A 24,823-nucleotide genomic window follows, 5' to 3' on the forward strand; every position below is an offset into this window, starting at 1 on the left:
TGGCGGCGATGCGGTACAGCCAGGTGGAGAATTTATATTCAGAGCGGTAAGTTTCCAGCGAGGCGAAAGCTTTCATAAAAGTCTCCTGCACCAGGTCATTAGTTGCCTCCTTCTCGCGAACGAATTTGAAAACGATATGATAAATGGCCGTGCGATGCCGCTCCATCAATTCGCGGTAGGCATCCTGACTTCCGGCCAGAGCGCTTTCAATCAATGTCTTATCAAGGTCAGGCAACTTTGCCTTTCAGTACAGGTTACGAATATTCTGCCGTTGCTGTTTCGGACGGCTCGAAAGATAATAAGAATCGCGGCGATAATAAACAAAAAAATCAAGGCTATCCGTTGCGCCGTTAGAGGTTGCAGCCAACTCCGGCAGCTGCTCAATTATTGAACAATTCGCCTTTGCCGGTTTTAAGAGATGTCTTCCACTGATGCGCGCGGGGCAGAGAGATGGTGCCAAATCTTAATAGCGGGAATAAATAGTGACAACACTGTCACGGTAAACTGCCGGATATCGGGGAGAGACGTTGGGGAAATATTGCTGCTCTACCGGACCATAGAAGATATAGCGGACTTCTTCGGGCGCCTGGCCGGTTTCGCCGAAGCGGAGGGTGGCGTTGTACCGTTCCTGCCAAGTGATTCCCAGATGGGAGAGATGGCTGATATACCCCAGATAAACAGGACGAATCGTCATGACCAGCGCCATATCAGCGCCGTCAGCCGTGAGGGAAAAGAAGCAATCGTCCGGCGCGGTATTGGCTCTAATCCAGTCGAACGCCGGCTTCAATCGAGAGTCGGCGCGGGGATAATAGTTGCCGCGATACGGGTCATACTTCTGGTAGGAGGTCAGGATAAAGCCGAGAAAGAGCGCCGCCAGAACAAGAGCGGCAAGAGTTTCTCCCGCCCTGATTTTTGGGCTCTCCATAGCGACATTCATGGCGCCGGCATAATAGACCAGGAAAATAGGAAAGAACGGGTTGTAATGAATCAGAGAACCGAATATCACTGCCAGGGAGAGAAGGAGCGTCATCTCACGGTGGCGGTAGATAACCGCCAGGATAATCATCGGCGCCGCATGAATTAAAATCTCAGAGGGGTCGAAACGAAAAGACGCCGTCAGAACCTGCAAAAGAGGTCGCGTCTCCGCAACGGTCGAAATAAACAGTGCCGCCGCGGCCAGTCCGGCAACGGCGGAGACAAAAATAGATAGATTGGCACTTGTGCGTTTCCAGGCAGCCAGGATAGCCAGGAAAGGGGCGATGATAAGCAACAGATAACCGTTTAGTAGGGCGGCAAAAAAGATTGCCAGGGAGCGCAATATTACCTTCCTGTCGAACAGTGCAACCGTCAGCAGAATAAAAAACGGGGCATGAGTGAAACCGCGGGCAATCAGATCAACCCCGAGGGAATTAAGGTCGGCCATAAAAGTTGAAGCGGCGGTAAGCAGAAGCAGCGGTCGCCCATAATTCGCGGGAAAGTAGCGTCTCAATAGCAGTCCCAACAGAATTATATAACCGACATTGAGAATTCGGATACCGGTAAAAGGGTCAAATATCTCGCTCAGTAAAGCGAGAGGGTAGTACTGCAGGAACGGCTGAGTCAGTTTTTCGCCGCAGAAAGCGGGATTGGGCGGGGGAAAGTCATTTAAGAGACTGTTGGCGATGGCGCCGTAATAGAGAAAATCGATATCGGCCGGGGCGTCAAATACGAACTCCCCGGAAACGGGAGAATACGTTCCAATAAGAAACTGCCCCAGAATGAAGAGACTGACGAGGGCGACAAAGATAACAGAATTGCTGTCAAATTTTCTCATCAGTGCCATGGGGAGGCTAACCCCGGTGGAATTTAAGAATCTTCTACCGTTGTTCCTAACCTTTGTAAATGTCGGTCAGCTCATTATTGGCGTCGGCGTCATAAACCTTGAATTCCTGCATCGGGATGGTAGTATCGCGAATCAGATTTATTTTGAATCCGTGAACTTTCATAATCTTGCCGATGCGGTTGACACCGTTGCTGATAAGCGATTCGGCCAGTTGCGGGGAGATGCTGAGATGAAAGCGCTTGAATCTTCCGTCAACTTTGGCGCGGTTGAACCAGCGTTCGATTTTGGTGGCGACGGTATCCCGGGAGAGAATCCGCCCGAACCCGTGGCAATGAGGACAGGCTTCGGAAAAGGTGAAAATGAGAGAGGGGCGAATCCGTTCCCGCGTCAGTTCAATCAGCCCGAATTCGTTGACCGGCGAGAGCGCTTTCTTGGCGCGGTCGTTGCGAAAAGCATTCTTAAATTCTTCGAACAGACGGCGGCGGTTCTCGCGGCTGTACATATCGATAAAATCGCAGACGATTAGACCGCCGATATCGCGCAGTCGAATCTGGCGGGCGATTTCCTTGGCGGCTTCAAGATTGGTGCGAAGAATCGTGGTTTCCTGGTCTCCCTTGCCGACAAAGCGGCCGGTGTTGACGTCGATAGTGACCATCGCTTCGGTCTGGTCAATTACCAGGTACGAGCCTTTTTTTATCCAGACTTTCCGCTCGAGCATCTTGTCGATTTCCGGCTCCAGTTTGTACAGGTCAAAAAGCTGGGTGGCGCCGCGATAGAGGATTACCCGTTTCCGAAGATGCGGCATAACCTGTCGCACATACGCCATAATGGTGCGGTATTCGGTGCGGTCGTCGACCAGAAGCCGCTCTACGTCATCGGTGAAAATATCGCGTATAATCGATGTCGTAATTTCCACTTCTTTATGAATAAGAGCCGGAGCTTTCGTCAGCTCCGAGCGGCGTTTGAGCCGCGACCAGAGCTTCAGGAGTCGTTTTACATCGGAACGAAAATCATTCTCGTTTTTTCCTTCCGCTTCGGTGCGGATAATCAGACCGAATCCTTCCGGTCTCAAGGGGGAGATGACTTTTTTGAGACGTCGCTTCTCTCCCCAGTTGGAGATTTTTTTCGACACCCGAACATGGTCATCATCCGGCACCAGCACCAGATATCGCCCCGGTATGGAGACATCGGTCGCCACCCGCGGACCCTTATTGCCGATCGGCTCTTTGATGACCTGCACCAGAATGTCCTGCCCCTCTTTGAGGACCGTTTCGATGCCGGCCCGGCGCGCCTTGCGAACAATATCAGCCGGAGATTCCTCATCGACCAGTTCGGAGTCAAACTGGGGACCATCGGAGACATCGCCGATATCCGAAGCGTGGAGAAAAGCGGCTTTTTCCTGTCCGATATCAATAAAAGCGGCCTGCATACCGGGAAGGACCGTCTTTATCTTCCCTTTATAAATATTGCCGACGAGACGCTCCGATTGCGGTCTTTCGACATAAAGCTCAACCAGACGGTCGTCCTCGAGAATCGCTACCCGTGTTTCGTATTCGGAGGAATTGATTAGAATTTCTTTTTTCATGGGCGGAGAATTTCCTTTGTATTTTTTGCCCCGAGAATATCCTGGCGGGTGGGGTGGTAACCGCGGACAAATTCGGCGCCGCTCATCAGTTTTTTCCCTTCGGGAATTACCTCGAGCAGTTCGACAAGGCCGTCAGCCACCTCGACCAGCAAGCGGTTCTTATCCTCCCGAATGCGGCCAGGACGTAAATCGTTGACATCGCGCGGACCGGCAATGCCGGCGCGCAGAATTTTCAGTTTCTTATCTCTATGGTAAGTATAGGCTCCCGGCACCGACGAGAGCCCTCGTACAAAATTGATAACATGCACCGCCGGAAATCCCCAATCGATAAGGCAATCTTCCGGCGAAAGTTTGGGCGCGGGGGAAGCCAGCCGGCTGTCCTGCGGCAACGGTATGACCTCTTCCCGCTCTATCAGATTCAGACTTTTTTCGAGAACGGGGCCGGCCAGATGCGACATCCGCTCATAGAGCTCATCAAAGGTCTCACCACTCCCGATGGTGACCTTTTCCTGAAAAATAATATCGCCGGTATCGACTTTTTTTTGCAGGAAGAAGGTAGTCAGGCCGGTTTCGGTTTCGCCGTTGATAATAGCCCAGTTTATCGGGGCGGCGCCGCGGTATTTAGGCAGAAGCGAGCCGTGCAGATTGATAGAGCCATGGGGGGGAATGGCGTACAGCGATTCCGGCAGGATTCGGAAAGCGACCACCACAAAGATATCGGCGCCGATCTTCCTTATCTGGTCATGGAATCCGGAATCCTTAAGCGATTCCGGCGAGAAGACCGGGATATCAAGTTGAAGCGCGGCCTCCTTGACGGCGGTTGGAGAAAGTTTTTGACCGCGGCCTGACGGCTTATCCGGGCCGGTAACTACCGCCAGTATATCATGATGAGTATTCTTGTACAAATACTCCAGCGGTCGCCGGGCAAACTCCGGCGTCCCCATAAAGACGACCTTCATTTCGTTTAGAATCGAGGCGGTTGGCAGACTAAATCTGCGCGGTTGCAGCCAGCTTGCGCAATTTGCCGCTTAACAAGGCACGGGAGACCGGTGAAATATAATCGATGAATAGTTTCCCCTCGAGGTGGTCGTACTCATGAAGAATTGCCCGGGCAAGCATGCCCGAGGCGCTCAAAGTAAACTCTTTTCCCTCAAGGTCAGTAGCTCTCACCCGGACCCGTTCGGCTCGCTGAACCTTCTGGTAGATACCGGGAAAGGAGAGACAACCTTCTTCCATCACAACCTCACCGGAGGTTTCCAGGATTTCCGGATTGATGAAAACCCGGACAGACTCGGTCAAGTCCAGAGCGGAAATATCAATGATGAAAATACGGAAAGATTCTCCAACCTGTGGAGCCGCCAGACCAAGCCCATTGGCATGCTTAAGGGTGGCAATCATATCAGCCACCAAATTTTTTATCTTCCGGTCAATTTTTTCGACCGGCTGGGCTTTTTCCCGCAAAACCGGGTCGCCGTACAGAACAATCGGCCTTACCGCCACGAAAACTCCTCTTTGCCTCGGCTTCACAGCCGGGACCTCTCAAAAATTACTCTACTCGAGCCGCAATGGAGGATTTCAAAAACTCCATTTTGACGTCCTCACTTACTTTGAGGACGACGATATTTTTCTCGTCATTTATGGCAAAGATGGTTCCAAACATGCCGCTGGTGGTAACCACTTTGTCGCCTCTTTTCAGTTCCTTCAAAAGCTTATCATGCTCTTTTTGTCTTTTGCGTTGAGGCCTTATAAGCAAAAGATACATAATCAGAAAGAGCGGGATTAACATCCCCCAGGTGGCAAGTAGCCCGCCGGCACCGCCGGCGCCACTTGGGTCCGGACTGCCCGCCGCCCACCAGAATATCAGAAGAGTCTGCAATCTCTCCTCCTAAGATATATCGACAACCTGCTCAAACCCTGAACAGGCGATTCCTGTTAATTGACAATAATATAAAGATTGTCATCAATTAAACAAGGTAAAACTCTTGAATATGACTAACATCAGAATCGGCCGAATGTTCCGCCGTCGTTTGAGAGACCTTCCGGAAAGCCGACCGGGAAGGCAAGAGATTATCCGGCAACAGGATATCAGAACGTTACGGCCTGTGGACGGGTCCAGGCCGGAAGCCGCCGCAGGAGATTGTCGACCTGTTCCACCGCTTCATCCTCAGTCATCCCCTGTCGGTTGACCCGCAGCTGAATCATCTGCGCCCGAATTTCATCCCTCGATTTGAGAATACCCCGGGCGTCGACACAATCGGAGCAGTACAGACTGGAAAAATTCCCCCGGGGAAAGTCCGCTTTATCCCGCATAGGGCGGGCACAGGTTTGGCAAGTAGAAGTTGGCATAATCTTATCCTCCAGGTTCCGTTGCTCAATTTGGATTATTCAATCGGATGACCTCAAGAATTCTTTAGCCAGCCGGCGCCAAAATAAAAGGGCGCCGAAGCGCCCTTGTAACCTGATGAAATCGATGACTTAAGAAATCTATCTATTCGGTTTCGCTCTTAGTCTCTTTTGCTTCCATTTTGCGGTCAAGAAACTTGCCGATTAGGGCCGGAACCGCTTCAATTAGATTGTCAAGCTTTCCCGCTTTGCTGGAGAGGAAGGAGACTTTGTCGCCATCGATTATGATAAACGCCGCCGGTTCGACCTGAGCGCCGCCGCCACCGCCGCCCCCGAAATCTTCCGCCGATTCCTTCGAGCGCTGTCCCCCGCCGGCGCCAAAGCCGACCGTTACTTTCACCAGCGGTATTACCGTCTTATTGCCAACTGTAATCGCTTCACCGACTATTGTCTGTGAGCGCGCCATCTCTTTCAATTCCCCGACAATATTTTTCAAAATCTCAGATACATTATTGGGCATATGCCGCTCCTTTCTTTCTTGTTTGTGACTTTTCGCGCCAGTAAGCGCTGACTTTTATTATAAGTAACCTGAGGGCCAATACTAAGATATGATAAATTCTAATATAGACAAGCCCCTTTCCTTCAAATCTGAGTCCGCTTGAAGTGTAATCAGGATGGAATGAGGCATATTTCATAATGCTCGGAAACATTCCCTTCAGAGCGTAAAAGGCGCCAATGGCAATACCGGTCTGGAAGGGGTTGAGAAGCCCTCCAGAAAATTCGAGAGACAGATATTTTACCCTGATCTTGCCCAGGACAGTCTTGAAAGCGCGCAGTTCCCCGCGATATAAAGTTTGCCACAAGTCTAACCAGTCGGTCGGGAGGCGGACTTTCTTCTTTTTCATTCTTTTAGTTGTCGATGCCCGGAGAGTTTCCTGTTCAAATGCCTTTACCGGAAATCCAGCCAGAGATACGACCCCCTGTTTTTTGAGAGGATAGACAGTGAGCGAGGCTATTAGATAACGCAAAGAAAAGAACTGCGTCCGGCGGTCGTACTGGAAACTGAAACGAATTGTTGAGCATAGGAACGCCGTCAACAGAAGCGCCAGAATACCCAGGATTATCAATATCATATATCAGACTCTCAATCTATTATACAGTATCGGCGCCAATCAGTTTTTGCTGACTTTCAGATATTTGCTTGCAGAAGGACAGAGTCGGGATAGAAGGCAGTCGCGGCAATGCGGCTGGCGCGCCATACAGACAGCGCGGCCATGGTCGATAAGCAGGTGTGCAATAATAATCCAGTCATCGCGCGGAATCAGTTTCATCAGGTCCTGTTCTATCTTGAAGGGGTCATCATGAGAAGTCCATCCCAGTCGCCGAGAGAGGCGGGCGACATGAGTATCGACCACAATCCCCTCCGCTTTCCCAAAAGCGGCGCCGAGCACGACAGAAGCGGTCTTGCGGCCGACCCCAGGGAGCTGGATTAGTTCGTCGAGCGTTTGCGGCATTTCGCCCCGGTATTTCTCCTCAAGCAGTCGGGAGGACTCTTTTATCGCCTTCGCCTTATTGCGGAAAAATCCGGTGGAGCGGATATCATTCTCCAGTTCCGATAAATCGGCTGCGGCAAAATCAGAGGGACTTTTGTATTTTTTAAACAGAGACGGCGTTACGGCATTGACCCTTTCATCGGTGCACTGCGCCGAGAGAATGGTCGCCACCAATAATTGGTGTGGCGTCTGGAAATTGAGCGAGCAGGCGGCGTTGGGGTACGCCTTTTTCAAAAGGGCGATAATTTTTCGAACGCGACCTTTTAAGGATGCAAAAGATTCTCTCATATGCTCAAAATCACCACCCGGTCGATATTGTTGAGGTCCTTGATAATTGAAAGGGAGCGATAGCGGTTGTCATCTTTGGTCAGTTCCAATATTTTATCCGCCTGGTCATATCCAATTTCAAACATTAGGCGTCCTTTCTCTTTGAGGAAGCGGGGGGAGTCTTGGATGAGACGGCGGATGAAGTCGAGCCCTTCTTTTCCGGAGACAAGGGAGATTTTGGGGTCGGCGAGAACCTCGGTCGGAAGCGATTTATATTCATCTTCCGCAATGTAAGGGGGGTTCGACAGAATCAGGTCAAATTTCCCGGATTCGGGCAAGGCGTCAAAACCGTCGGTCCGCACAAAATCAATCCGACCGCTTTGACCCAGCGCGACAGCATTTTGGCAGGCGACTTCGAGCGCTTCCGGAGATATATCCAGCGCGGTGACCCGGGCGTTGGGAAGTTCCGCGGCAACTGTCACGGAGATAACTCCTGAGCCGACCCCGACATCGAGGATTTCCGGAGCGGCGATAGATTCGTTTTTCAGATAATTTATCGCCAGGTCGCAGAGGATTTCGGTTTCCGGGGTCGGAATCATCACCGCCGGAGTAACTCTGAATTTTCGTCCGTAAAACCAGGCTTCCCCCAGAATATATTGCAGCGGGTAGCGGGTGATACGTTTATCGACTATCTCCCGGAATTTGCCGAGGATGCTGTCGTCGATGAGTTGGGCGCCGTGCAGATAAAGACTGAGCCTTTCGACGTCGAGAAGATGCTCGAGGATGATTTCCACTTCGGCCGTTGGGGATTCAATTCCGGCCGCTTCCAGTTTCTTTTCAGCGTTTTTGATTAAGTTCTGGAATTCCCGCTTATCCATCTCTTAGAACGGCGGCATGCCGGCAAATCCCTTTTCAAGCATAGGAGCCAGTTCCGGTCGCGAAGCGCATCCGGAGCGGGGATGCCCGTGGAAATTGAGCGCTTTTTTCCGCGAGTGAAGCGGGGAGTTCTCTTCCGGCTCAAAAGCGTGGGGGATTTGAGGAAGAAACATAATCCCCCCGGCGATAAATGCCGAACTCTTGATAAAATCCCGTCTCAACATTTGCTCTCCTCCTCTTCTTCCGCCGCCAGGTTAAAATTGCCGATTTGCATTGCCGGCACTTTCATCAGCACCGAATACTGCGGATAGACCACCCGCTCCTTTGATATGGCGTAGATGTTGGAAAACGCCTCCAGAATCGACTGATTGGTTCGCATATTTTTCACGGCCGATTTGACGGCGCCGTTTTCAATCAGGAAGGTGCCGTCTTTGGTCGTGCCGGTCACCATGGTTCGCATCGGGTTGAGAAAATTGAGATACCAGAAATGGGTAATCAGTATCCCTCTTTCGGTATTTCTTATCATTTCTTCGATACTGCTTTCCCCTCCAGCGACCACCATGCATTTGGGATATGGACCATAACTGTTATTGGGGGGCAGGGCATGGCCCGTGGATACCGTTCCGCCCAGACCGGCGTAATAGGAATTGTAAACTACTCCGCTGGCGATGCCGTTTTCGATGAGAGGAACTTTTTTTCTTGCCACACCCTCATAGTCAAAGGGAATCGCCTTGAAATCGGGGTCGGTGGGGTCTTCAATGACAGTAAAATTGTCGCCCGCGATTTTTTGACCGAGTTTACCCGACATAAACGACCTCTGTTGCACGAATGTCTTTCCTCCGAATCCCATGAAGGCGAGAAGAAGCAACAGCTGCCCAACTGCGGCCGGTTCAAGGATAACAGTATATTGGCCATCAGGAAGCGCCGCCGGGGCGCGGGAGGTTACCGCTTTTTCTGTGGCGGTTTTGGCAACATGGGCAACATTCAGTTTTGAAGCATCCGGGTTGTACTCAATCGCCCACCCGGAGATATTGTCTTTTCCGGAGACGGTGGCGGAAAGCTGGGCGCTATTGCCGACAAAATACCGTCTGGCCCCAAGACTGTTGGCTACCGCCAGCGCTTTCGTCTCCAGACGAATCGCCCCGGAGCCTTCGAGATTTCCTTTCCTGCCGACATTGGCGATATGCTGGACCGCTTCGGCACGTTTGTCCGGTCCGAAAGAAGCGGTGCCCTCCGAAAGAGAATTCTCTGCGACCGGAGTCGTATCCGGGGGAGGGAAGGAGGCAAATTTTTCGTCAGGCAAAGTGTAATCCAGCATGGCGGCGCCGCGGGCGACAACGCTCTTCAGGCCTTCCTCGCTGATATCTCCGGTCACAGCCACCGATACTTTCTTATCTCTTGCCGTCCGGAGATACAGAATGGTCTCTTCGGTATCGATATTCTGATGTATTTTCGATTCGGCGAAGCGGGTGAGGCTGAGACGGTTTTTCTCGAGAACCGCCTCGGCCATATCTGCCTTAGTCAGGGAAAGAACTTTCTCCAGAAGAGTCAACGCCTGGTCTTTGGAAATCATTGCCTTAACCTCCCACCTGAACATTGGTGAAGCATGCCGGTGACGTCCCCTGCCCGGTGCGGGCATTCTGTCCCGGTTCTCCTTTTCCGCAGTTGGGCACCCCCCAGACCCGGTAGGAATTTTTGTCGGCGACAGCAATGCAGTTGTTCCAGAAATCGGTGGTGCAGCCGGAGTAGGTAGGGTTCTTTATCGGAGTAGTAAGTTTGCCGCCCTTTATCAGCCAGCCGATTTCGCACCCGAATTTGAAAAACTTCCGCTCGTCATCAATCGACCAGGAATTGACCGTGTCCATAAAGATGCCGTCGTCGATGCCGGCAAGAATATCTTCAAACGATTTCTCGCCCGGTCTGAGGTTGATATTGGTCATCCTGATAAGCGGCAGGTTTCCCCAGCCGTCAGCGCGCATGGCGCCGGTCGATGACAGATTGAGACGAGCCGCGGTTTCCCGCGAGGAGAGATAGTTCACCAGAATGCCGTTTCTAATCAGTTCCACTTCTTTAGCCGGCACTCCCTCATCATCATAGCCATAGGAGCCAAGCCCATGGAGCGCGGTCGGGTCGCTGGTTATGGTGATGATATCGGAGGCATATTTCAGCTTCCCCAGCTGGTCGGCCGTGGCAAAGGAAACGCCGGAGAAATTCCGCTCGGAGCCAAACACCCGGTCCAGTTCCAAAGGATGTCCGACCGATTCATGAATCTGCAGCGACATCTGGTCGCCGGAGAGAAGAAGAGTGGTAGTTGTTTCGGGGCAAGGTACAGCCGATTGAAGCATCGTGACTTCTTCTACAAGGCGGGGAATCGCCTCTTTCATTTTCAGTTCTTCAAGGAGTTCAAATCCCTTGCATTCATACTGACCGGATGATGAGGGGAAAGAGCGTTCGTATCGTTCCCGGTGTGATTTGGTCATGCCGAGAGATAATCCCGCGCCGGTCTGGATAATGACCTGGCTTACCCGGCTGCCTTCACTGGAAACGAAGTACTTGTCAAGTTTGCGGAAGCCGGCGAAGCAACTGCGGGAATTTATTTTATCGCCGCCGGTGGAAGCGATAGCGGCATCAAGGTCGGCAAGAAAACTGATTTTTTGGTCCAGCGGAAGTGTGAAAGGGTCAATTTCGTGGGGCGAAAGATAACTGCCGACCGACGGTTCAAGCGGGGCAAGGGCAGTTTTCTGCCGGTTGACCGAGGCTGAGGCGGAAGCGATTTCGGCGGCGAGAGCCGCTTTCTCCCTTATGGAGGTTTCGGTAAAAATATCCGTTGCCGCAAAACCCCACCCGCCGTTTTTGAGTATCCGGATACCGATACCGTACGAGCTCGCCTGTTCAATCGGCTCGACTCGACCGTCGGATATAGAGATATTCTCATCCTCGAGCCGCTCCACTCTGACATCGGCATATTCTGCCCCCAGTTTCTTGCAATGGTCAAGCGCCAGAGCTGCCGCTTTTTCTTTGTCCATCATGCCATTCCTTTAGAGATAAACCATGCGGTTGTTTCTATCATTGGCTTACATTCGCTTCACTGGCGTCTGCGAGTCCTTTTACGCCGCTTTCTCGTTTGAGTTTTCCGCCGCCTTCAAGCGCTTCTCCAGGTCATCTTTCTGAAGAGCGTCAATCAGCTCATCCAAGTCGCCTTCGATAATGGTGTCGAGCCGATGCAAGGTCAGGCCGATTCTATGGTCGGTGACGCGCGATTGGGGGAAATTGTAGGTCCGGATTTTTGCCGAGCGGTCACCGGTGCTGACCATCGCCTTCCGCTCTTGCGCTATCTCTTTATTCTGCTCTTCTATCGCTTTATCGAGCAGACGGGCGCGGAGAACCTGCAGCGCTTTCGCCTTATTCTTATGCTGCGATTTTTCATCCTGACAGGTGACCACCAGCCCGGTCGGAAGATGGGTGATACGGACGGCAGAATCGGTGGTATTGACTGATTGTCCCCCCGGTCCGGATGAGCGATAGACGTCAATTTTCAAATCTTTCTCTTCAATCTTAATGTCAACTTCTTCGGCTTCCAGAAGCACCGCCACCGTTGCCGCCGAAGTATGAATGCGCCCCTGGGACTCGGTCACCGGCACCCGCTGAACCCGGTGGACGCCCGATTCGAATCTGAGACGACCATAGGCTCCCTCTCCTTTGACCATGAAAATGACTTCTTTAAGCCCTCCGACACCTGTCGGATTGGAAGAAAGAAGTTCTACTTTCCAGCCTTGAGATTCGGCGTAGCGACTGTACATCCGGTACAGGTCAGCCGCGAAAATGGCGGCTTCATCCCCGCCGGTGCCGCCCCGTATCTCGATGATGGCGTTTTTGGCATCATGGGGGTCGCGGGGAATAATCAACAGATTGAGTTTCTCTTCCAGCGCCTGCAGACGGGCGGAGCAGGATTCCAGTTCCTGTTTTGCCATCTCCCGCAGGTCCTCATCGGAGGATTCCTCAAGAATCTCGCGCGCTTCGGCGATACCTTTGAGGCAGTCGCGGTACTCTTTGCCGGCTATGAGAACATCCTCCACCTGCCGTCGTTCCTGCGATACAACCCGCAGACGATTCGGACTGGATAATGTCTCGGGGAGGATTAACTCCTGGTTGAGCTCATCAAAACGTTTCTCGTATTTTTCAATAATCGCCAGTAATTGCGACATAGTTTAACTCAAATTATAGAGTAGGGATTAAATATAGAGCCCGAAGGGCTAAAGGCAAGTCTTTTTGACGGTGAGTTTCGACTCGGTAACACCAAGAGCGGTCTCGAGGGCGACAATGGCGACTTCCATTTGGTCGGGTGATGGTTCGCGGGTGGTAATCCGCTGCAGCCAGAGGCCGGGCTGGATGAGTATGCGGGTCAGTTTGTTGTCGCGCGTCTTTCCGGAGAGTTTAAGCAGCTCATAAGCGCCGCCGGCAACCAGTGGCAGCAGGATAAAATGCAGGAGAAACCGCTTAAGCAATGTCGGCGGGGCGCCCGCCAATATGGCGTAAATCGTGTCAGATATCGAATATATCAGGATGGCAAAGAGGGCGACAATCAGGATGAAGCTGGTGCCGCAACGGGGATGAAATGTGGTGTAGCGGGAGACATTTTCGATGGTCAGTTCTTCGCCGTTTTCATAGGTATAGATTGATTTATGCTCCGCTCCATGATACTGAAACACCCTTTTGAACTCGCCGAAAAGAGAAATCACCCAGACATAAGCCAGAAACATGATGAGACGGATAGTGCCCGCTATCAGATTGAATCCAACCGCTCCCTTATCAATATTCAGAAGCGAGGAAATTGCCAGCGGCAGAAAGAAAAATATCAATATGCCGAGGGCGAGGGCGAAGATGGCGGTTCCGACCAGAACCAGGGAACTGTGACGTCGCTCCTGCGGAATATAAGCCTTGCCGTTTGCCGCCGCTTCCTCTTTTTCAATCTCCTTGACCGCAATATCCGCCGAGAAATTGAGGGTCTTTATGCCCAGAATAAGCATTTCGAAGAAAGTGATTACGCCCCTAATGACCGGAAGACTGAGAAGCTTGAAACGCCGTGTGAGTGAAATATATTCCTCGGACTTGACCAGAATTTCCCCCGAAGGAATCCGCACCGCCGTAGCAATGCGGTCCCGAGAGCGCATCATTACCCCTTCGATTACCGCTTGTCCGCCGACCCCTAAGTCAGGCATAATTCCCTCTTACGATTCATATACTGTTATTGGTATCGTCAAAAATTACCAAACAATATACGCTGGCCCTCACCGGTTATGAGAACAGAATTCTTCAGCGGGTCTTGGCGCTCTTGCTTTTCTTGGGCGCCGCCGTTTTCACCGCGCCGCCTTTGTCCATCCCGTATTTCTTGCGGAAACGCTCGATTCGCCCGGCCGTGTCAATCAGTTTCTGACGACCGGTGAAGAAGGGATGGCAATTAGAGCAGATTTCCACCTTCAGGTCTTTCACCGTGGAGCGGGTCTTCATGACATTACCGCAAGCGCAGGTGATGGTGGTATCAAAATATTTCGGATGAATCTTCTCTTTCACCGCTATTCCTCTTTAATTTAAAGCCGGTACAACTTACCGATTTACAAACCGGAATAATAATAAATAAGTTCCCATCTGACAAGGGATAATTCATTAAACCCCAATCGGGGTCGTGATTACCGTTTCTTCAGGACAAAAATATTATAGCGGGAATCGGCTGTGGGCGGGGCGCCATCATAATGGCCGTGAAGACTGATTATTTTGAAACCGCTGCGAGAGGCGAGCCTCTCAATCTCTTCGGGCGCATATTCTTTCTCCGAATAGCCGAAAAGACCGCTCGCTTTGGTTACTGAGTCAATGGCGAAATCTCGAATCAGTTTAACCTGCTCCGTGGGGAAATAGTACTGCTCCCGATGCACCAGTGAGGGATTCTCGAAATAGAGCGGCTTAATCTCGCGGTACCAGAAAGTCCGGTTCAGGCGGTCTTCCGGTTCCAGTCTTTCCAGATGAATGACCAGGGCGCCGTCAGATCGCAGCGCCCCGAAAACTTTTCTGAAAACAGCTTGATTATCTTCGGGAGAAAGATGAGCCATCTGACCGCAAATAAAGAAGGCGAGGTCGCATTCCGCGGGTAATGGCATACTTCTGATATCGCCCACCTGGAAATCAACGGCGACTTTTTGAAACCGGGCGTAGTGGCGCGCCAGGTCGATAGTAAAGCCGCCGATATCGACTCCGGTGACGGTATGCCCCAAGAGAGCCAGCCCGACCGAGTGCCGCCCGGCGCCGCAGGCTAAATCAAGGACTTTTCCTCCGGTCGGGGGGAGATATCGCCGGAGAAAGGAGACTTCTAATTCGGTCGGGATACCCCAGTCATGAACCACTTCGTACAGCCGTTGCGAGAAACGATAGTCACCGTACGGCAGGGTCAGTTCAAAGGGCGCCGGACGGGCGATATTCGCCAGGGACGGAGTTGCGATGCTCGAAATATCTTTCATATATGGTACAGGAATACTATTCCATTATCGACCGCTGCCGTCCGCAAAATCATGCAGCGGTCGTACGGCCGGTCGGGGAAGTCTCTTTTTGTCGGAAATTTGAACTCTGGATGGGGAGGGGGCTATACTGTTTCAGCCGGCAATTTCGGGAAGCCTGCTCGCAATTTTCAAGCCTAACTGAAAGGCTTCATCCATCTTTAAGCGGTCGTCTTTAACGGGACCGATTTCTTTCATGAACCTATGCTCATACATGATATTGCCGCAGTTTTCAATCTCGACCCATTTGAAGAACCCGGCGATGACCTTTCGGGCGCTTTCGAATTCGCCCCGTTCCCCCCCGACCAAGACCATACCGCCCAGCCGTTTCTTCATTATAATCCGCTTGAAATGATGTCCCGAAAGCCCCTCAAAGTCGGGCGGTCTCAGGCAGTTGCAGCGGTCTATAAAAGCCTTGGCTTGAGCCGAAACGGAGTCAAAATAGACCGGTGAACCGAAGAGCACGATATCGACGCTTATAAGAAGGTCATAAAGGGGATAAATTTCATCATGAAAAATGCAGAAGTCCGGTTCGGGGCTTATGCCACAAGCCTGGCAGGGAAGAAACTGGTAATGGTTGAGGCGGACAAACTCATTGGTGGTTGGCTCCTCTGAACCATTTTCGATTCCCTCGGCTATCCGATACAGCAGAAGCTCAGTCGAGCTGTCCCGAATCGGACTGCCGCTCAATGTCAGAATACTGGGCATCTAATTCCTTCAGTTCTTCCAGGCGACTATATAATTCCAGAAGAAGATTTTCAATCCGGTTTTTTTCCTGATACGCCGCCGTCAGTCTCTCCCAATCGGTTTTGGGGATATTGCGTTCGATATCCTCATCAAGACGTTTCAGAATCAGCTCATGGTCGCTGATGCGGGAGGTCAGCGACTTCAGCTCTTTTTTAATCCGTCCTTTGTACTGCGATATCTTTTTGAAATCAAAATATTCTTTGAGTCGTTCCGGGTCGGTCCCTTTTTTTGCCGGCGCCACGCGCTCTCTCTCGGCATCAAGTTTCTCCTTCAGGTAGGAATAATTTCCATCAAATATTCTAACAGCGCCGTTCTCAAGATACAAGATTTTGTCGGCAATACGGTCGATAAAGTAACGGTCGTGGCTCACCACCAGATATGCCCCCTGGTATTCCCGCAGAGCTTCCTCCAGCGCCTGACGGGCATCGATATCGAGATGATTGGTAGGCTCATCGAGTATCAAAAAGTTCGCCGGCATATAAAGCAGTTTGGCGAGAGCCAGTTTGGTCTTTTCGCCGCCGGAAAGGACCAAAATTTTCTTGAGAACATCTTCGCCGCGAAACCCGAATCGCGCCAGGAAGGTGCGCATCCGCCCGGCTTCGGCCAGCGGCTCCAGCTGCCAGATTTCATCCAGAACGGTATTATCGTCATTCAAATCGGACAGTTCCTGGTCGAAGTAAGCTACATCAACTTTCTGCCCTAATCGGATGGCGCCATCTATCGGTTCCAACTCGCCCAGAATAGTCCTCAGTATAGTTGTCTTTCCCGAGCCGTTTCGACCCACCAGAGCGACCCGGTCGCCCCGGTAAAGACTGAAAGAAACCTCCCGCACGACCGGATGATGGCCATATCCAAAATAAGCCGATTCCAGCGAAAGAATCAGATTGTAAGAGCGATTGCCGGATTGCAGCCGGAATGCAACCGGGTTGGATTCGGAAGTCGGCAGCTCAATCCGCTTAATGCGGGAGAGATATTTCATCTTTGACTGCGCCTGTTTGGTTTTCTGTCCGGCGATATTGCGTCGAATGAAATCTTCAATCCGTTTGATTTCTTCCTGCTGATGGCGGTACAGATGTTCTAATTGCTCTTTACGCTCTTCTCTCTCCCGAAGAAAACCGGCAAAGCCGTTGAAATACTGCTCGATTTTTCCGCCGGCAAGTTCCCAGACCTTTTTGACAGTATTATTCAGAAACATCCGGTCGTGAGAGACGATGATATACGCCTTCTCGGTCTTGGCAAGAAACTCCTCCAGCCAGATAGTCGATTCGATATCGAGATGGTTGGTGGGCTCATCCAGAAGAAGCAGGGTGCTTTTTCCGGCGAGAAGCCGCGCCAGGGAAGCGCGATTTTTCTCGCCGCCGGAGAAATTTTCCAGGCGGTTGTGGAAGCGATTTTCCGGGAAGCCGAGCCCATGGAGAATCGTCCTGACTTCCGTTTCAAAGCGGTATCCGCCCAGGGCTTCAAATCTATGCTGCGCCTCACCCAGAATCTCCATCGCTTTTTGAGAGGTGGGGTTTTCGGTCAGAGCCTGCTCAGCCTCTTCCAGTTCCAGCCGCGCCGCGCTCAGGTCGTCACGGACGGCGCTGACATACCCGAAGAGAGTCTGTTGCAATTGCTCTGAGGAGAATTCCTGTTCCAGATAGGCAATACGGCAGTACTTGGAGCGAGCGATATTCCCCGAATCAGGCGTGAGGCGGGATGCCATCAACTGGAAAAGGGTGGTCTTGCCGATGCCGTTGGGACCGACCAGACCGATGCGGTCATCTTCATTGACAGAGAAACTGAGGTCTTTGAATATGGTTCTCTGATTGAACTGCTTGCAGATATTTTCGCCGGCGATGAGGGTCATCCGATTTCAGGCTCGATTTCTTTCTCGCGCGAAAGCAACATTTCGATGGCCAGAAGCAGCGCCGCCGCCCAGAGGAAAATCTTCCAGAGTTCCCGCCCGTAGCGGGACTCGGTTATGATTGACTCTGAGGATTTATCCGATGGAATCGTTTTGTAATCCGCAAATTTCAATTGCAGGGCAATGGCCGGGAAGTCGCCCGCCCCAAGGGCGCTTTCGCGAGAGTCGATATTGACGGCAAAGAGGTCAACCGTGCCGCTTTCGGCTCGTAGTGAATAGATTCCCGGTTGGCTCACCGGACGGCAATCAAACAGGTACTGCCCCGATTTTTCGGTCCCTTCCAGCTGGTACACCTGATTGTCCGGGGCGGTCAATTGCGCCATTCCGGAAAGTAACCGATCCTCCGGAACTACCCGCAGGATATTCTCGCCGACCAGATTCTCAAGGTCATATGCCGACATATCGCCGGCAAGATATTCCATAGTCCGAATGACAAACGGGACAAAAAAAGAGTGCCCGGCGATATCGGAATACCGGGGGGTCAAAGGCGCGGTCATAATGATGATTCGTCCGGCGCCGACTGACGATTCCACGACACCGGGCAAACCATTGGAAAAAAACGCCAGGTCGCGATTGCCGGAGCCATCAGTAAGAGAAGGCAGGGCATAGAAGCGAAGGGTGGGGAGTTTTTCCGGCGCGAATCCGGCGTATGCTTTGAAGATAGGATGATTATAATCGAATCGCTCCAGAGTGTAATATCCGGCGCCGCTGAAATCAGTCGCTATCGGCGACTCAAGAAGCATATCGACCGTTCTCCCAAAACTGCTGTTGAATGCCGCCGGTTTGGTATTGGGTCCAATTATATAGAAAAGGCCCCCGCCGTCGTCAAGGAAGCGGAATATCTGCGAAACCTGCAGGGGATCGGGGTCGCTGATTCCTGACAATACCAGGGCGTCATATTCGGAAAGCCGCACCGATGAGAACTGCTCCGGCGGAATTCTCTTGACCGACCAGTAGCGACCGGTTTCCTCCGACGGGGCAAGCGCCAGTCGCATCAGTTCACCGGCGCCATCGCCGTCAATAATCAGAATATTAAACTGCTCCGGGATTCGAAAACTGAAAAAGTAGCGGTTGTCCGGAAGGAAACCGTCATCATTGAGTTCCACCCATCCGGAGTGAAAACCGGGTCCGGTTACCGTTGCTTTGAAAGTAAGAGAGGTTTTCTCATCGGGGCCTATCTGGAATTCGGACTGCATCACCCGCACGCCGTCAATGTAGAGTGATGCCAGCTGCTCGGTCTTGCGGCGAGGGTCATAATTGACCACTTCGGCGCGAACCGTGAACGGATTGCCGACCTCAATCAACTGTCCTCCCAGGTCAACTGCCGCCAGACCGCTATTGCCGTCGGTTTCGATTGGCAGTTCTACGCAATATACGGTAACCCCTTCCAGCGAGGAATCGACCTCCTTCTCCAGCGAGGTTCGCTGCAAGTCAGATATCAGATAGAGCTCTTTGTTCAGATTGACGGCTCCATTCAGAAGTTCGCGGGCTTTGGCGACGATGTCCGATATTTCGCCGCGGTCGAATCCGGGGGTGGTCTCCTGGAGAATTCTTTCCGCCACTTCCCGGTTAAAGAATCTCTCCCCGGCGGGGAAGGAGGGCTGACGGTCAAACGGTATGAGTAGCAGTTCATCGGACTGACCGAAATTTTTCAGAAGGTCGGCGGCGCGGCTCTTGGCGATATCAAATAGAATACCATCTTTCACCTGTCGCTGCATCGAGGCCGAGCGGTCAAACAATATGACAGCGGAGACGCCCGCATGGGAACCGACATACCCGCCTTTGGTCGCGGGACGGGCGAAGGCAAGGACCGCCATCAAGACTATTAACATCCGCAAAATCAATAGCAGTATCTGGCGAATTTTGATGCGGCGCACCTGACGCTTTTGCATCTCCTTGAGATATTTCAGAGAAGAAAAAGGGATGATTTTGACCCGCCGACGGGAAAAGAGATGGATTAGCAGGGGGATGAGCGCCGCGAGGGCTGCCGCCAGAACCGCGGAATTGAGAAAATTAAACATAAGAGCAGATTCTCATCAATTGCGGAAAGGAGTTTCCATAAATCGCTGCGCCTGCTCGCGCTGGAAGACGGCGGCGGGAAGCGCCAGAACTTTCCGGTAATGGTCGCGGGCGTTTTCATAGTCTTCTTTAAGGTCATACAAATTGCCCAGCGCCAGCAGGGCTTCACATTGATAATAGGGACGGTTGTCGATGAAATTCGCCAGCTCCAGAAATTCACGAGCCTTGTCCCAGTCTCTTAATCCCAAGTAGGCGAGTCCGAGGCGAAGTTTATTGGTGGGGTCATCGGGGGACTTGCTTGCCAGTTCCGTCGTCCAGGCGAGGGCGTCTTGATAATATTCCCGCGATGCCACCGAGTCAAAACTGTCGCCATGAGCGCCGCGCATCCTGCCCAGGAATAGAAGATATTCGATACGCGCCGCAGGGGACCGTTCCGAGCCGAGATTCTCTTCGACCAACTGAATCGCTCTTAAGGTATCACCGCGAAGCGCCAGAATGCGCGCTTGCGGCAGACGAACCGATGTCATGGCGCTGTCGTGAATCAAGGCCGAATCGAAAAGACGGTAAGCCGCGCCGTAGTTGCCCTCAATCAATTGCAGATTTCCAAGCACCAGATAGTAGAAAGCGGATTGTTTCGGTTCATGGGCAAGAAGAATCCGGTATCCCTTTTCCGCCTGGTAGTAGTTGCCGTTCTGGTAATAAACTGACGCCAGCTTGCTCCAGGTTTCGAGGCTGTCGCGAAGATTGCGGTCGCGGCGGGACATCTCCTCCAGATAATTTATCTGCTGGTCACTGCGATAGAGAGAACCGGCGCGCGAAGCATAAAAATCAAAGAGACGCCGGTCGAGAGTTAAGGTGTCGATGTACTCAATCCATTGCCGTTCCAGGGAATCAAGCGGCTGTCCGTAAACAGCTTCGAACTCGCGGTAGATATTCAAGTCATCGGCGACCTGGTACCACTGTTTGATTTTAGCCGGTCCATACTTGTCGGTTAGAAATTTGACAAATGACGCCGCCACCGTTTCGGCGGTTCTTGGTTCTGCCTGAAAATAGGATGATGCCGTCAGCATGGTTTTAAGCGACAGAATCTTGCCGTCGCGGCGCAGTTTCTTAATTTCGTATCCCGAAAATTCAAAATAACCGGCGAGCCCTTCAGTCAGAAATGGGGGGGCATACCCCCAGAGACGCATCAATCGCAGTATATTGGGAAGAATGGCATCAAGTGATTTGAATTCATGGGTATAGATAGTGTAGATATTAGAGCGGCCCGGGTCGAGCATATAACCGAATCGCTTATCCCAATGGATGGTCGGCACCGGGCAGGGGCAGAGGTAAAGGTTCATCTTTCCCGGGGCAGAGAGCTCAAAAGTTTCGCGGAAACGGGTAAATTCGGCTTCGAGATAGTTTTTGATATTATTCCAGTGGTAATCGGCAAGCGAGTATTTGATATAATAAATATCAAAATTGTTGGTCGGGTCTACGTTAAACTGTCCGCTCAAGTCCGGGTCAAACTGGCACTGTCCCGCGGCGGGGTCGGTCAGAGTCCGGGGGCTGAGCAGAATCTGGTAAAAACTGTTCCCTTTGCCCGGAATATTTTCAAGGCGGGCGGGAAGGCCATATTCGATTTTGAAGCGATTGGCGAAATTGTACGGGTTTGAACCGAAAGTCACCAGATGCGCGGTAAATTCAACCGTCTGGCTGTCGGCCCTTTCGACACGGAGGTCAAGGCTGAAATTGACCAGGGATGTCAGCAGTTTCTTCCCGACCGGGGCTTCGACCGTATCCCGGACAATCTCAAAATGCTTGTCGAGAAGCATCGGCTTCTGCCGGACCACTATCTCGAATTCGACCAGAGGGCTTTCCGCAGAAAATAAAGCGGCGGCGCTCAGAAGCCACATCGCCGCCAGTGTCGTTGCGAATGTCTTGATTTTCATCTTATTATTCTACGCCCGACTCCTTCTTGCGATTAAATTATTCGCTGTCCAGCGCCAGACGACTGTCCTTCAGCACCGGCAGCACCGGAAGAGCATCTATTTCGGTTGCCAGTTCGACATCTTCGTCAAATCCGAGTTTCTTAAGAAACCGGCCATGCTCACCCCGGGCGATGGTTTGTTTCAAAGCGCGACTGTTGGTGCGGTACAAAAGCAGCGCCAGCGAGGCGGAGTCATTTAATTCCATATCGACTTTGTCATCGGTCAGGAGTTTATGCAGAATCATTCCGCCGCAGAGAGTATCCTCGATGGAGAAATCGCCATCCTGCCCGGCGCAGAGAATCACCAGGTCATTGCCGGCTTGAAAGACTTTTTTCGCCACCGCAGAGATATTGACCAGGGCGCCGGTCAGAATCAGTTTGGCGCCGCCGGAGCGGTTGTACCCCCTGGTGCCGTTGGACGTAGTCAATATGACCGTTTTCCCTTTGACTTTGTCCTCGGTATATTCCAGAGGCGAATTCCCCAGGTCAAAGTTCTCGATCTTGACGCCATCGCGCTCGCCACCCAGGACGGCGTTATCGTTGCCGATTTTGGAGCGAAGTTCCGCCGCTTCTCCCGGCTCCGCCACCGGAATCACCGCCCGAGCGCCCGACTGCAATGCATGGCAAATGGTGGTGGACGCCCTCAAGACATCGATATGAACCAGCGTCTTTCCCGCCAGACGCTGCTCTCCCACCGGTCCCGGTACAAGAAATAAATCGGCCCGCATCTTACTTGTGTGTCCCTTCTTTATAGAACGGCGGTTTTACCACCACCGCCGGATGAAGTTTATCGCGTATCTTGACATGCACCTGGCTTCCCAGTTTGGTCAGCTCCAGCGGCAGATACCCCATCGCAATCGGTTTGTTGAGCGACGGCGACATCGTGCCGGAGGTCACATGCCCGACCACTGTGCCATCAGAGACCAGTTCGTAACCGTGACGGGGGAAGGCTTTCTCGGTAAGTTCCAGACAGATGAGACGTCTTTTCGGTTTCTCTTCTTTCTGGCGACGCAAGATATCCCGTCCGATAAAGTCCCCCTTCTCAAAGCTGACAATCCATGCCAGCCCGGCTTCGATAGGGGTGGTGGTCTTATCGATGTCATTGCCATAGAGGGCCATTTTCATTTCCAGACGCAGGGAATCGCGGGCGCCCAGTCCGATTAATTTCATATCAAAATTTCGCCCGGCCGAGATAACCGTTTTCCAGAGGTCATCAGCCAGTGCGTTGGGGATATAAATCTCAAATCCATCTTCGCCTGTGTAGCCGGTGCGGGAGAAGAGAAGTTGATGCCGCCCTACCTTGGCTTCGGCCGAATGATAATACGGCAGGGAATCTAAATTCAGGTCGGTCAGCTGCGCCATTACTTTCTGAGCCTTTGGTCCCTGAATTGCCAGAAGCGCGATATCATCGGAATGATTAATCAGATTGACGCCGTCAAAAAGATGCGATTTCAACCAGTCGAAATCCTTCTCAATGTTGGAGGCGTTGACTACCAGCATGAATCTGTCCGCCAGGCGGTACACCAGAAGGTCATCAACAATGCCGCCGTCATCATAGCAAAGGGCGGAATATTGAATCTGTCCCGGTTTGAGCAGAGAGGCATCATTGGTGGTCATCTTCTGAATAAAATCGAGAGCGCGCGTTCCTGAGACTTCAAACTCCCCCATATGAGTAAGGTCGAAAAGCCCGACACTTTGCCTGACTGCCAGATGTTCCTCGATTATTCCGGTATATTGAATTGGCATCGAATATCCGGCGAACGGGACCATCTTAGCGCCGGCTTCGACATGATATTTATAAAAGGGCGTTTTCTTTATCTCACCCGGTTTGGATGCCTCCATTTCATTTGCCTCCGCCGCGGGTATAATTTAAAAGCCCGCCGGCGATAATAATCTCCCGTTGACGGGGTGTGAGACTGATGCGAAGATTATATTTCTTCCCTTTCTTTTTATTCTCCACTTCCAGCGTTTCGGAAGACTGCACCGCCTCTTTGAAATTGAGCATTTCGAGAATATCCCCCTGGCTGATGCTGTCATAATCGGCCGGATTGTTAAAAGTGACCGGCAGGATTCCGAAATTAATCAAGTTTGCCAGATGAATCCGGGCGAACGATTTCACCGCCACCATTTTGACGCCGAGATACATGGGGGCGAGCGCGGCATGCTCGCGCGATGACCCCTGCCCGTAATTGTCGCCGCCGACTATGATACCGCCCCCTTTCTCTTTGGCGCGTCTGGCAAATTCCGGGTCAACCTGGTAATAGACATATTCGGCTATCTTGGGGATATTGGAGCGAAGCGGCAATATCTTGGCTCCGGCCGGCATGATATGGTCGGTGGTAATGTTGTCGCCGACTTTGATAAGAACTTCGCCGGAGTAAGAAATCGGCATCGGGTCATTAATCGGCAGAGCGGCAATATTGGGACCGCGCACCACCTCGACTTTATCCGGATTTTTCGCCGGCGGCAGAATGCCGGAGTCATCAATATCGATCTTTTTCGGCAGAACCACCTTGGGGAACCGCCCCAATTTGCGCGGGTCGGTGATAAAACCGGTCAGAGCCGCCGCCACACAGACTTCCGGGCTGGCAAGATAAACATTGGCATCTTTGGTGCCGCTGCGTCCGGGGAAGTTCCGATTAAAGGAGCGAATCGAGACCGCTCCCGAGGCCGGCGCCTGACCCATCCCGATACAGGGTCCGCAGGCTGATTCAATGATACGCGCTCCGGAGGCGATAATATCAGCCAGTGCGCCATTCTTGGCGATGGCGTTAAAGACCTGCTTGCTGCCGGGTGTGATAGTCATCGAGACATCAGGGTAAACTCTCTTTCCCTTCAGCAGTTTCGCCGTTATCATCAAATCGGACAGGGACGAATTAGTGCAGCTTCCGACACAGACCTGGTTGACTTTGACATTTTTCAGTTTGCTGACTTCGATAACATTGTCCGGCGAATGCGGCTGAGCGATTAAAGGCTCCAGTTTGGACAGATTGATAGTAATCACCTGCGAATATTTGGCGTCTTTATCCGGAACCAGCTTGACGTAATCCTTGACCCGCTTCTGCAAACGGAAGTACTCTCTGGTCCGCGCATCCGAGGGGAAAATGGAGGTGGTGGCGCCCAATTCAGCGCCCATGTTGGTAATAGTCGCCCGCTCCGGCACCGATAGCGAGGCGACCCCGGGGCCG

At 52.1% G+C, this 24,823-nt stretch carries 25 protein-coding genes; all 25 read right to left on the minus strand.

What is annotated here, in order from left to right:
• Positions 1-235 (minus strand): sigma-70 family RNA polymerase sigma factor (locus AB1690_09785; protein ID MEW6015601.1); only part of this gene is annotated, 235 nt, incomplete at its 3' end.
• Between the two features lie 228 nt (positions 236-463).
• Positions 464-1,822, minus strand: coding sequence for a hypothetical protein (locus tag AB1690_09790; protein MEW6015602.1), 1,359 nt, complete (start codon positions 1,820-1,822; stop codon positions 464-466).
• Between the two features lie 46 nt (positions 1,823-1,868).
• Positions 1,869-3,407 carry an Rne/Rng family ribonuclease gene (locus tag AB1690_09795; GenBank protein ID MEW6015603.1) on the minus strand — a complete coding sequence of 513 codons (1,539 nt, stop codon included), beginning with the start codon at positions 3,405-3,407 and terminating at the stop codon, positions 1,869-1,871.
• Positions 3,404-4,366, minus strand: coding sequence for a methionyl-tRNA formyltransferase (fmt, locus tag AB1690_09800; GenBank protein ID MEW6015604.1), 963 nt, complete (start codon positions 4,364-4,366; stop codon positions 3,404-3,406). Before fmt ends, AB1690_09795 begins: the two co-directional genes overlap by 4 nt.
• A 28-nt stretch (positions 4,367-4,394) precedes the next feature.
• Positions 4,395-4,907 carry a peptide deformylase gene (gene def, locus AB1690_09805; GenBank protein MEW6015605.1) on the minus strand — a complete coding sequence of 171 codons (513 nt, stop codon included), beginning with the start codon at positions 4,905-4,907 and terminating at the stop codon, positions 4,395-4,397.
• A gap of 46 nt (positions 4,908-4,953) precedes the next feature.
• Positions 4,954-5,283 carry a preprotein translocase subunit YajC gene (yajC, locus tag AB1690_09810; GenBank protein MEW6015606.1) on the minus strand — a complete coding sequence of 110 codons (330 nt, stop codon included), beginning with the start codon at positions 5,281-5,283 and terminating at the stop codon, positions 4,954-4,956.
• Between the two features lie 209 nt (positions 5,284-5,492).
• The gene (locus AB1690_09815) at positions 5,493-5,753 is read right to left on the minus strand and encodes a zinc ribbon domain-containing protein (GenBank protein ID MEW6015607.1); all 261 of its coding nucleotides are present in this window, start codon (positions 5,751-5,753) and stop codon (positions 5,493-5,495) included.
• A 142-nt stretch (positions 5,754-5,895) separates the two neighbouring features.
• Entirely contained in the window at positions 5,896-6,270 is a 375-nt protein-coding gene (locus AB1690_09820; GenBank protein MEW6015608.1) for a spore germination protein GerW family protein, read from the minus strand.
• The gene (locus AB1690_09825) at positions 6,260-6,883 is read right to left on the minus strand and encodes a hypothetical protein (GenBank protein ID MEW6015609.1); all 624 of its coding nucleotides are present in this window, start codon (positions 6,881-6,883) and stop codon (positions 6,260-6,262) included. The genes AB1690_09820 and AB1690_09825 overlap by 11 nt, the downstream gene beginning before the upstream one ends.
• Before the next feature lie 39 nt (positions 6,884-6,922).
• A complete protein-coding gene (nth, locus tag AB1690_09830; GenBank protein ID MEW6015610.1) occupies positions 6,923-7,591 on the minus strand; it encodes an endonuclease III in 669 nt (222 codons plus the stop codon).
• Positions 7,588-8,448, minus strand: coding sequence for a peptide chain release factor N(5)-glutamine methyltransferase (gene prmC / locus AB1690_09835; GenBank protein ID MEW6015611.1), 861 nt, complete (start codon positions 8,446-8,448; stop codon positions 7,588-7,590). Before prmC ends, nth begins: the two co-directional genes overlap by 4 nt.
• A 3-nt stretch (positions 8,449-8,451) precedes the next feature.
• Positions 8,452-8,670, minus strand: coding sequence for a hypothetical protein (locus AB1690_09840; protein ID MEW6015612.1), 219 nt, complete (start codon positions 8,668-8,670; stop codon positions 8,452-8,454).
• Positions 8,664-10,019, minus strand: a complete 1,356-nt coding sequence (locus tag AB1690_09845) for a TldD/PmbA family protein (protein ID MEW6015613.1) — start codon at positions 10,017-10,019, stop codon at positions 8,664-8,666. Before AB1690_09845 ends, AB1690_09840 begins: the two co-directional genes overlap by 7 nt.
• Before the next feature lie 4 nt (positions 10,020-10,023).
• Positions 10,024-11,475, minus strand: a complete 1,452-nt coding sequence (locus tag AB1690_09850) for a TldD/PmbA family protein (protein ID MEW6015614.1) — start codon at positions 11,473-11,475, stop codon at positions 10,024-10,026.
• A 78-nt stretch (positions 11,476-11,553) separates the two neighbouring features.
• On the minus strand, positions 11,554-12,651 hold the full coding sequence (gene prfA / locus AB1690_09855; protein ID MEW6015615.1) for a peptide chain release factor 1: 1,098 nt from the start codon (positions 12,649-12,651) through the stop codon (positions 11,554-11,556).
• Positions 12,652-12,699: 48 nt separating this feature from the next.
• Positions 12,700-13,665: a DUF1385 domain-containing protein gene (locus AB1690_09860; protein ID MEW6015616.1), complete on the minus strand. Its 966-nt coding sequence runs from the start codon at positions 13,663-13,665 to the stop codon at positions 12,700-12,702.
• A 94-nt stretch (positions 13,666-13,759) separates the two neighbouring features.
• A complete protein-coding gene (gene rpmE, locus AB1690_09865; protein ID MEW6015617.1) occupies positions 13,760-14,017 on the minus strand; it encodes a 50S ribosomal protein L31 in 258 nt (85 codons plus the stop codon).
• 116 nt (positions 14,018-14,133) lie between these two features.
• The gene (locus tag AB1690_09870; protein ID MEW6015618.1) at positions 14,134-14,955 is read right to left on the minus strand and encodes a class I SAM-dependent methyltransferase; all 822 of its coding nucleotides are present in this window, start codon (positions 14,953-14,955) and stop codon (positions 14,134-14,136) included.
• 132 nt (positions 14,956-15,087) lie between these two features.
• Complete coding sequence (locus AB1690_09875; GenBank protein ID MEW6015619.1) at positions 15,088-15,699, minus strand: flavodoxin family protein; 612 nt, start codon at positions 15,697-15,699, stop codon at positions 15,088-15,090.
• Entirely contained in the window at positions 15,647-17,587 is a 1,941-nt protein-coding gene (locus AB1690_09880; GenBank protein MEW6015620.1) for an ABC-F family ATP-binding cassette domain-containing protein, read from the minus strand. The genes AB1690_09875 and AB1690_09880 overlap by 53 nt, the downstream gene beginning before the upstream one ends.
• Entirely contained in the window at positions 17,584-19,665 is a 2,082-nt protein-coding gene (locus AB1690_09885) for a BatA domain-containing protein (protein MEW6015621.1), read from the minus strand. Before AB1690_09885 ends, AB1690_09880 begins: the two co-directional genes overlap by 4 nt.
• 15 nt (positions 19,666-19,680) lie before the next feature.
• Complete coding sequence (locus tag AB1690_09890) at positions 19,681-21,597, minus strand: tetratricopeptide repeat protein (GenBank protein ID MEW6015622.1); 1,917 nt, start codon at positions 21,595-21,597, stop codon at positions 19,681-19,683.
• Between the two features lie 37 nt (positions 21,598-21,634).
• On the minus strand, positions 21,635-22,363 hold the full coding sequence (locus tag AB1690_09895; protein MEW6015623.1) for a 2-phosphosulfolactate phosphatase: 729 nt from the start codon (positions 22,361-22,363) through the stop codon (positions 21,635-21,637).
• 1 nt (position 22,364) lies between these two features.
• On the minus strand, positions 22,365-23,477 hold the full coding sequence (gcvT, locus tag AB1690_09900; GenBank protein ID MEW6015624.1) for a glycine cleavage system aminomethyltransferase GcvT: 1,113 nt from the start codon (positions 23,475-23,477) through the stop codon (positions 22,365-22,367).
• Between the two features lies 1 nt (position 23,478).
• Positions 23,479-24,823: aconitate hydratase (locus AB1690_09905; protein MEW6015625.1), on the minus strand; the 1,345-nt coding region annotated here is incomplete at its 5' end.

Source organism: Candidatus Zixiibacteriota bacterium, from assembly GCA_040753495.1.
In the GTDB taxonomy this organism is placed as follows: Bacteria; Zixibacteria; MSB-5A5; order GN15; family PGXB01; genus DYGG01.

Excerpts from the sequence above, each read along its gene's own strand:
- AB1690_09875 (MEW6015619.1), bottom strand. The coding sequence starts at position 15,699 with ATGCCCAGTATTCTGACATTGAGCGGCAGTCCGATTCGGGACAGCTCG.
- fmt (MEW6015604.1), bottom strand. The coding sequence starts at position 4,366 with ATGAAGGTCGTCTTTATGGGGACGCCGGAGTTTGCCCGGCGACCGCTG.
- AB1690_09795 (MEW6015603.1), bottom strand. The coding sequence starts at position 3,407 with ATGAAAAAAGAAATTCTAATCAATTCCTCCGAATACGAAACACGGGTA.
- AB1690_09850 (MEW6015614.1), bottom strand. The coding sequence starts at position 11,475 with ATGATGGACAAAGAAAAAGCGGCAGCTCTGGCGCTTGACCATTGCAAG.
- gcvT (MEW6015624.1), bottom strand. The coding sequence starts at position 23,477 with ATGGAGGCATCCAAACCGGGTGAGATAAAGAAAACGCCCTTTTATAAA.
- AB1690_09880 (MEW6015620.1), bottom strand. The coding sequence starts at position 17,587 with ATGACCCTCATCGCCGGCGAAAATATCTGCAAGCAGTTCAATCAGAGA.
- prmC (MEW6015611.1), bottom strand. The coding sequence starts at position 8,448 with ATGGATAAGCGGGAATTCCAGAACTTAATCAAAAACGCTGAAAAGAAA.
- prfA (MEW6015615.1), bottom strand. The coding sequence starts at position 12,651 with ATGTCGCAATTACTGGCGATTATTGAAAAATACGAGAAACGTTTTGAT.
- AB1690_09860 (MEW6015616.1), bottom strand. The coding sequence starts at position 13,665 with ATGCCTGACTTAGGGGTCGGCGGACAAGCGGTAATCGAAGGGGTAATG.
- AB1690_09825 (MEW6015609.1), bottom strand. The coding sequence starts at position 6,883 with ATGATATTGATAATCCTGGGTATTCTGGCGCTTCTGTTGACGGCGTTC.
- AB1690_09890 (MEW6015622.1), bottom strand. The coding sequence starts at position 21,597 with ATGAAAATCAAGACATTCGCAACGACACTGGCGGCGATGTGGCTTCTG.
- AB1690_09815 (MEW6015607.1), bottom strand. The coding sequence starts at position 5,753 with ATGCCAACTTCTACTTGCCAAACCTGTGCCCGCCCTATGCGGGATAAA.
- nth (MEW6015610.1), bottom strand. The coding sequence starts at position 7,591 with ATGAGAGAATCTTTTGCATCCTTAAAAGGTCGCGTTCGAAAAATTATC.
- AB1690_09790 (MEW6015602.1), bottom strand. The coding sequence starts at position 1,822 with ATGGCACTGATGAGAAAATTTGACAGCAATTCTGTTATCTTTGTCGCC.
- AB1690_09845 (MEW6015613.1), bottom strand. The coding sequence starts at position 10,019 with ATGATTTCCAAAGACCAGGCGTTGACTCTTCTGGAGAAAGTTCTTTCC.
- AB1690_09840 (MEW6015612.1), bottom strand. The coding sequence starts at position 8,670 with ATGTTGAGACGGGATTTTATCAAGAGTTCGGCATTTATCGCCGGGGGG.
- AB1690_09820 (MEW6015608.1), bottom strand. The coding sequence starts at position 6,270 with ATGCCCAATAATGTATCTGAGATTTTGAAAAATATTGTCGGGGAATTG.
- AB1690_09885 (MEW6015621.1), bottom strand. The coding sequence starts at position 19,665 with ATGTTTAATTTTCTCAATTCCGCGGTTCTGGCGGCAGCCCTCGCGGCG.
- AB1690_09870 (MEW6015618.1), bottom strand. The coding sequence starts at position 14,955 with ATGAAAGATATTTCGAGCATCGCAACTCCGTCCCTGGCGAATATCGCC.
- AB1690_09895 (MEW6015623.1), bottom strand. The coding sequence starts at position 22,363 with ATGCGGGCCGATTTATTTCTTGTACCGGGACCGGTGGGAGAGCAGCGT.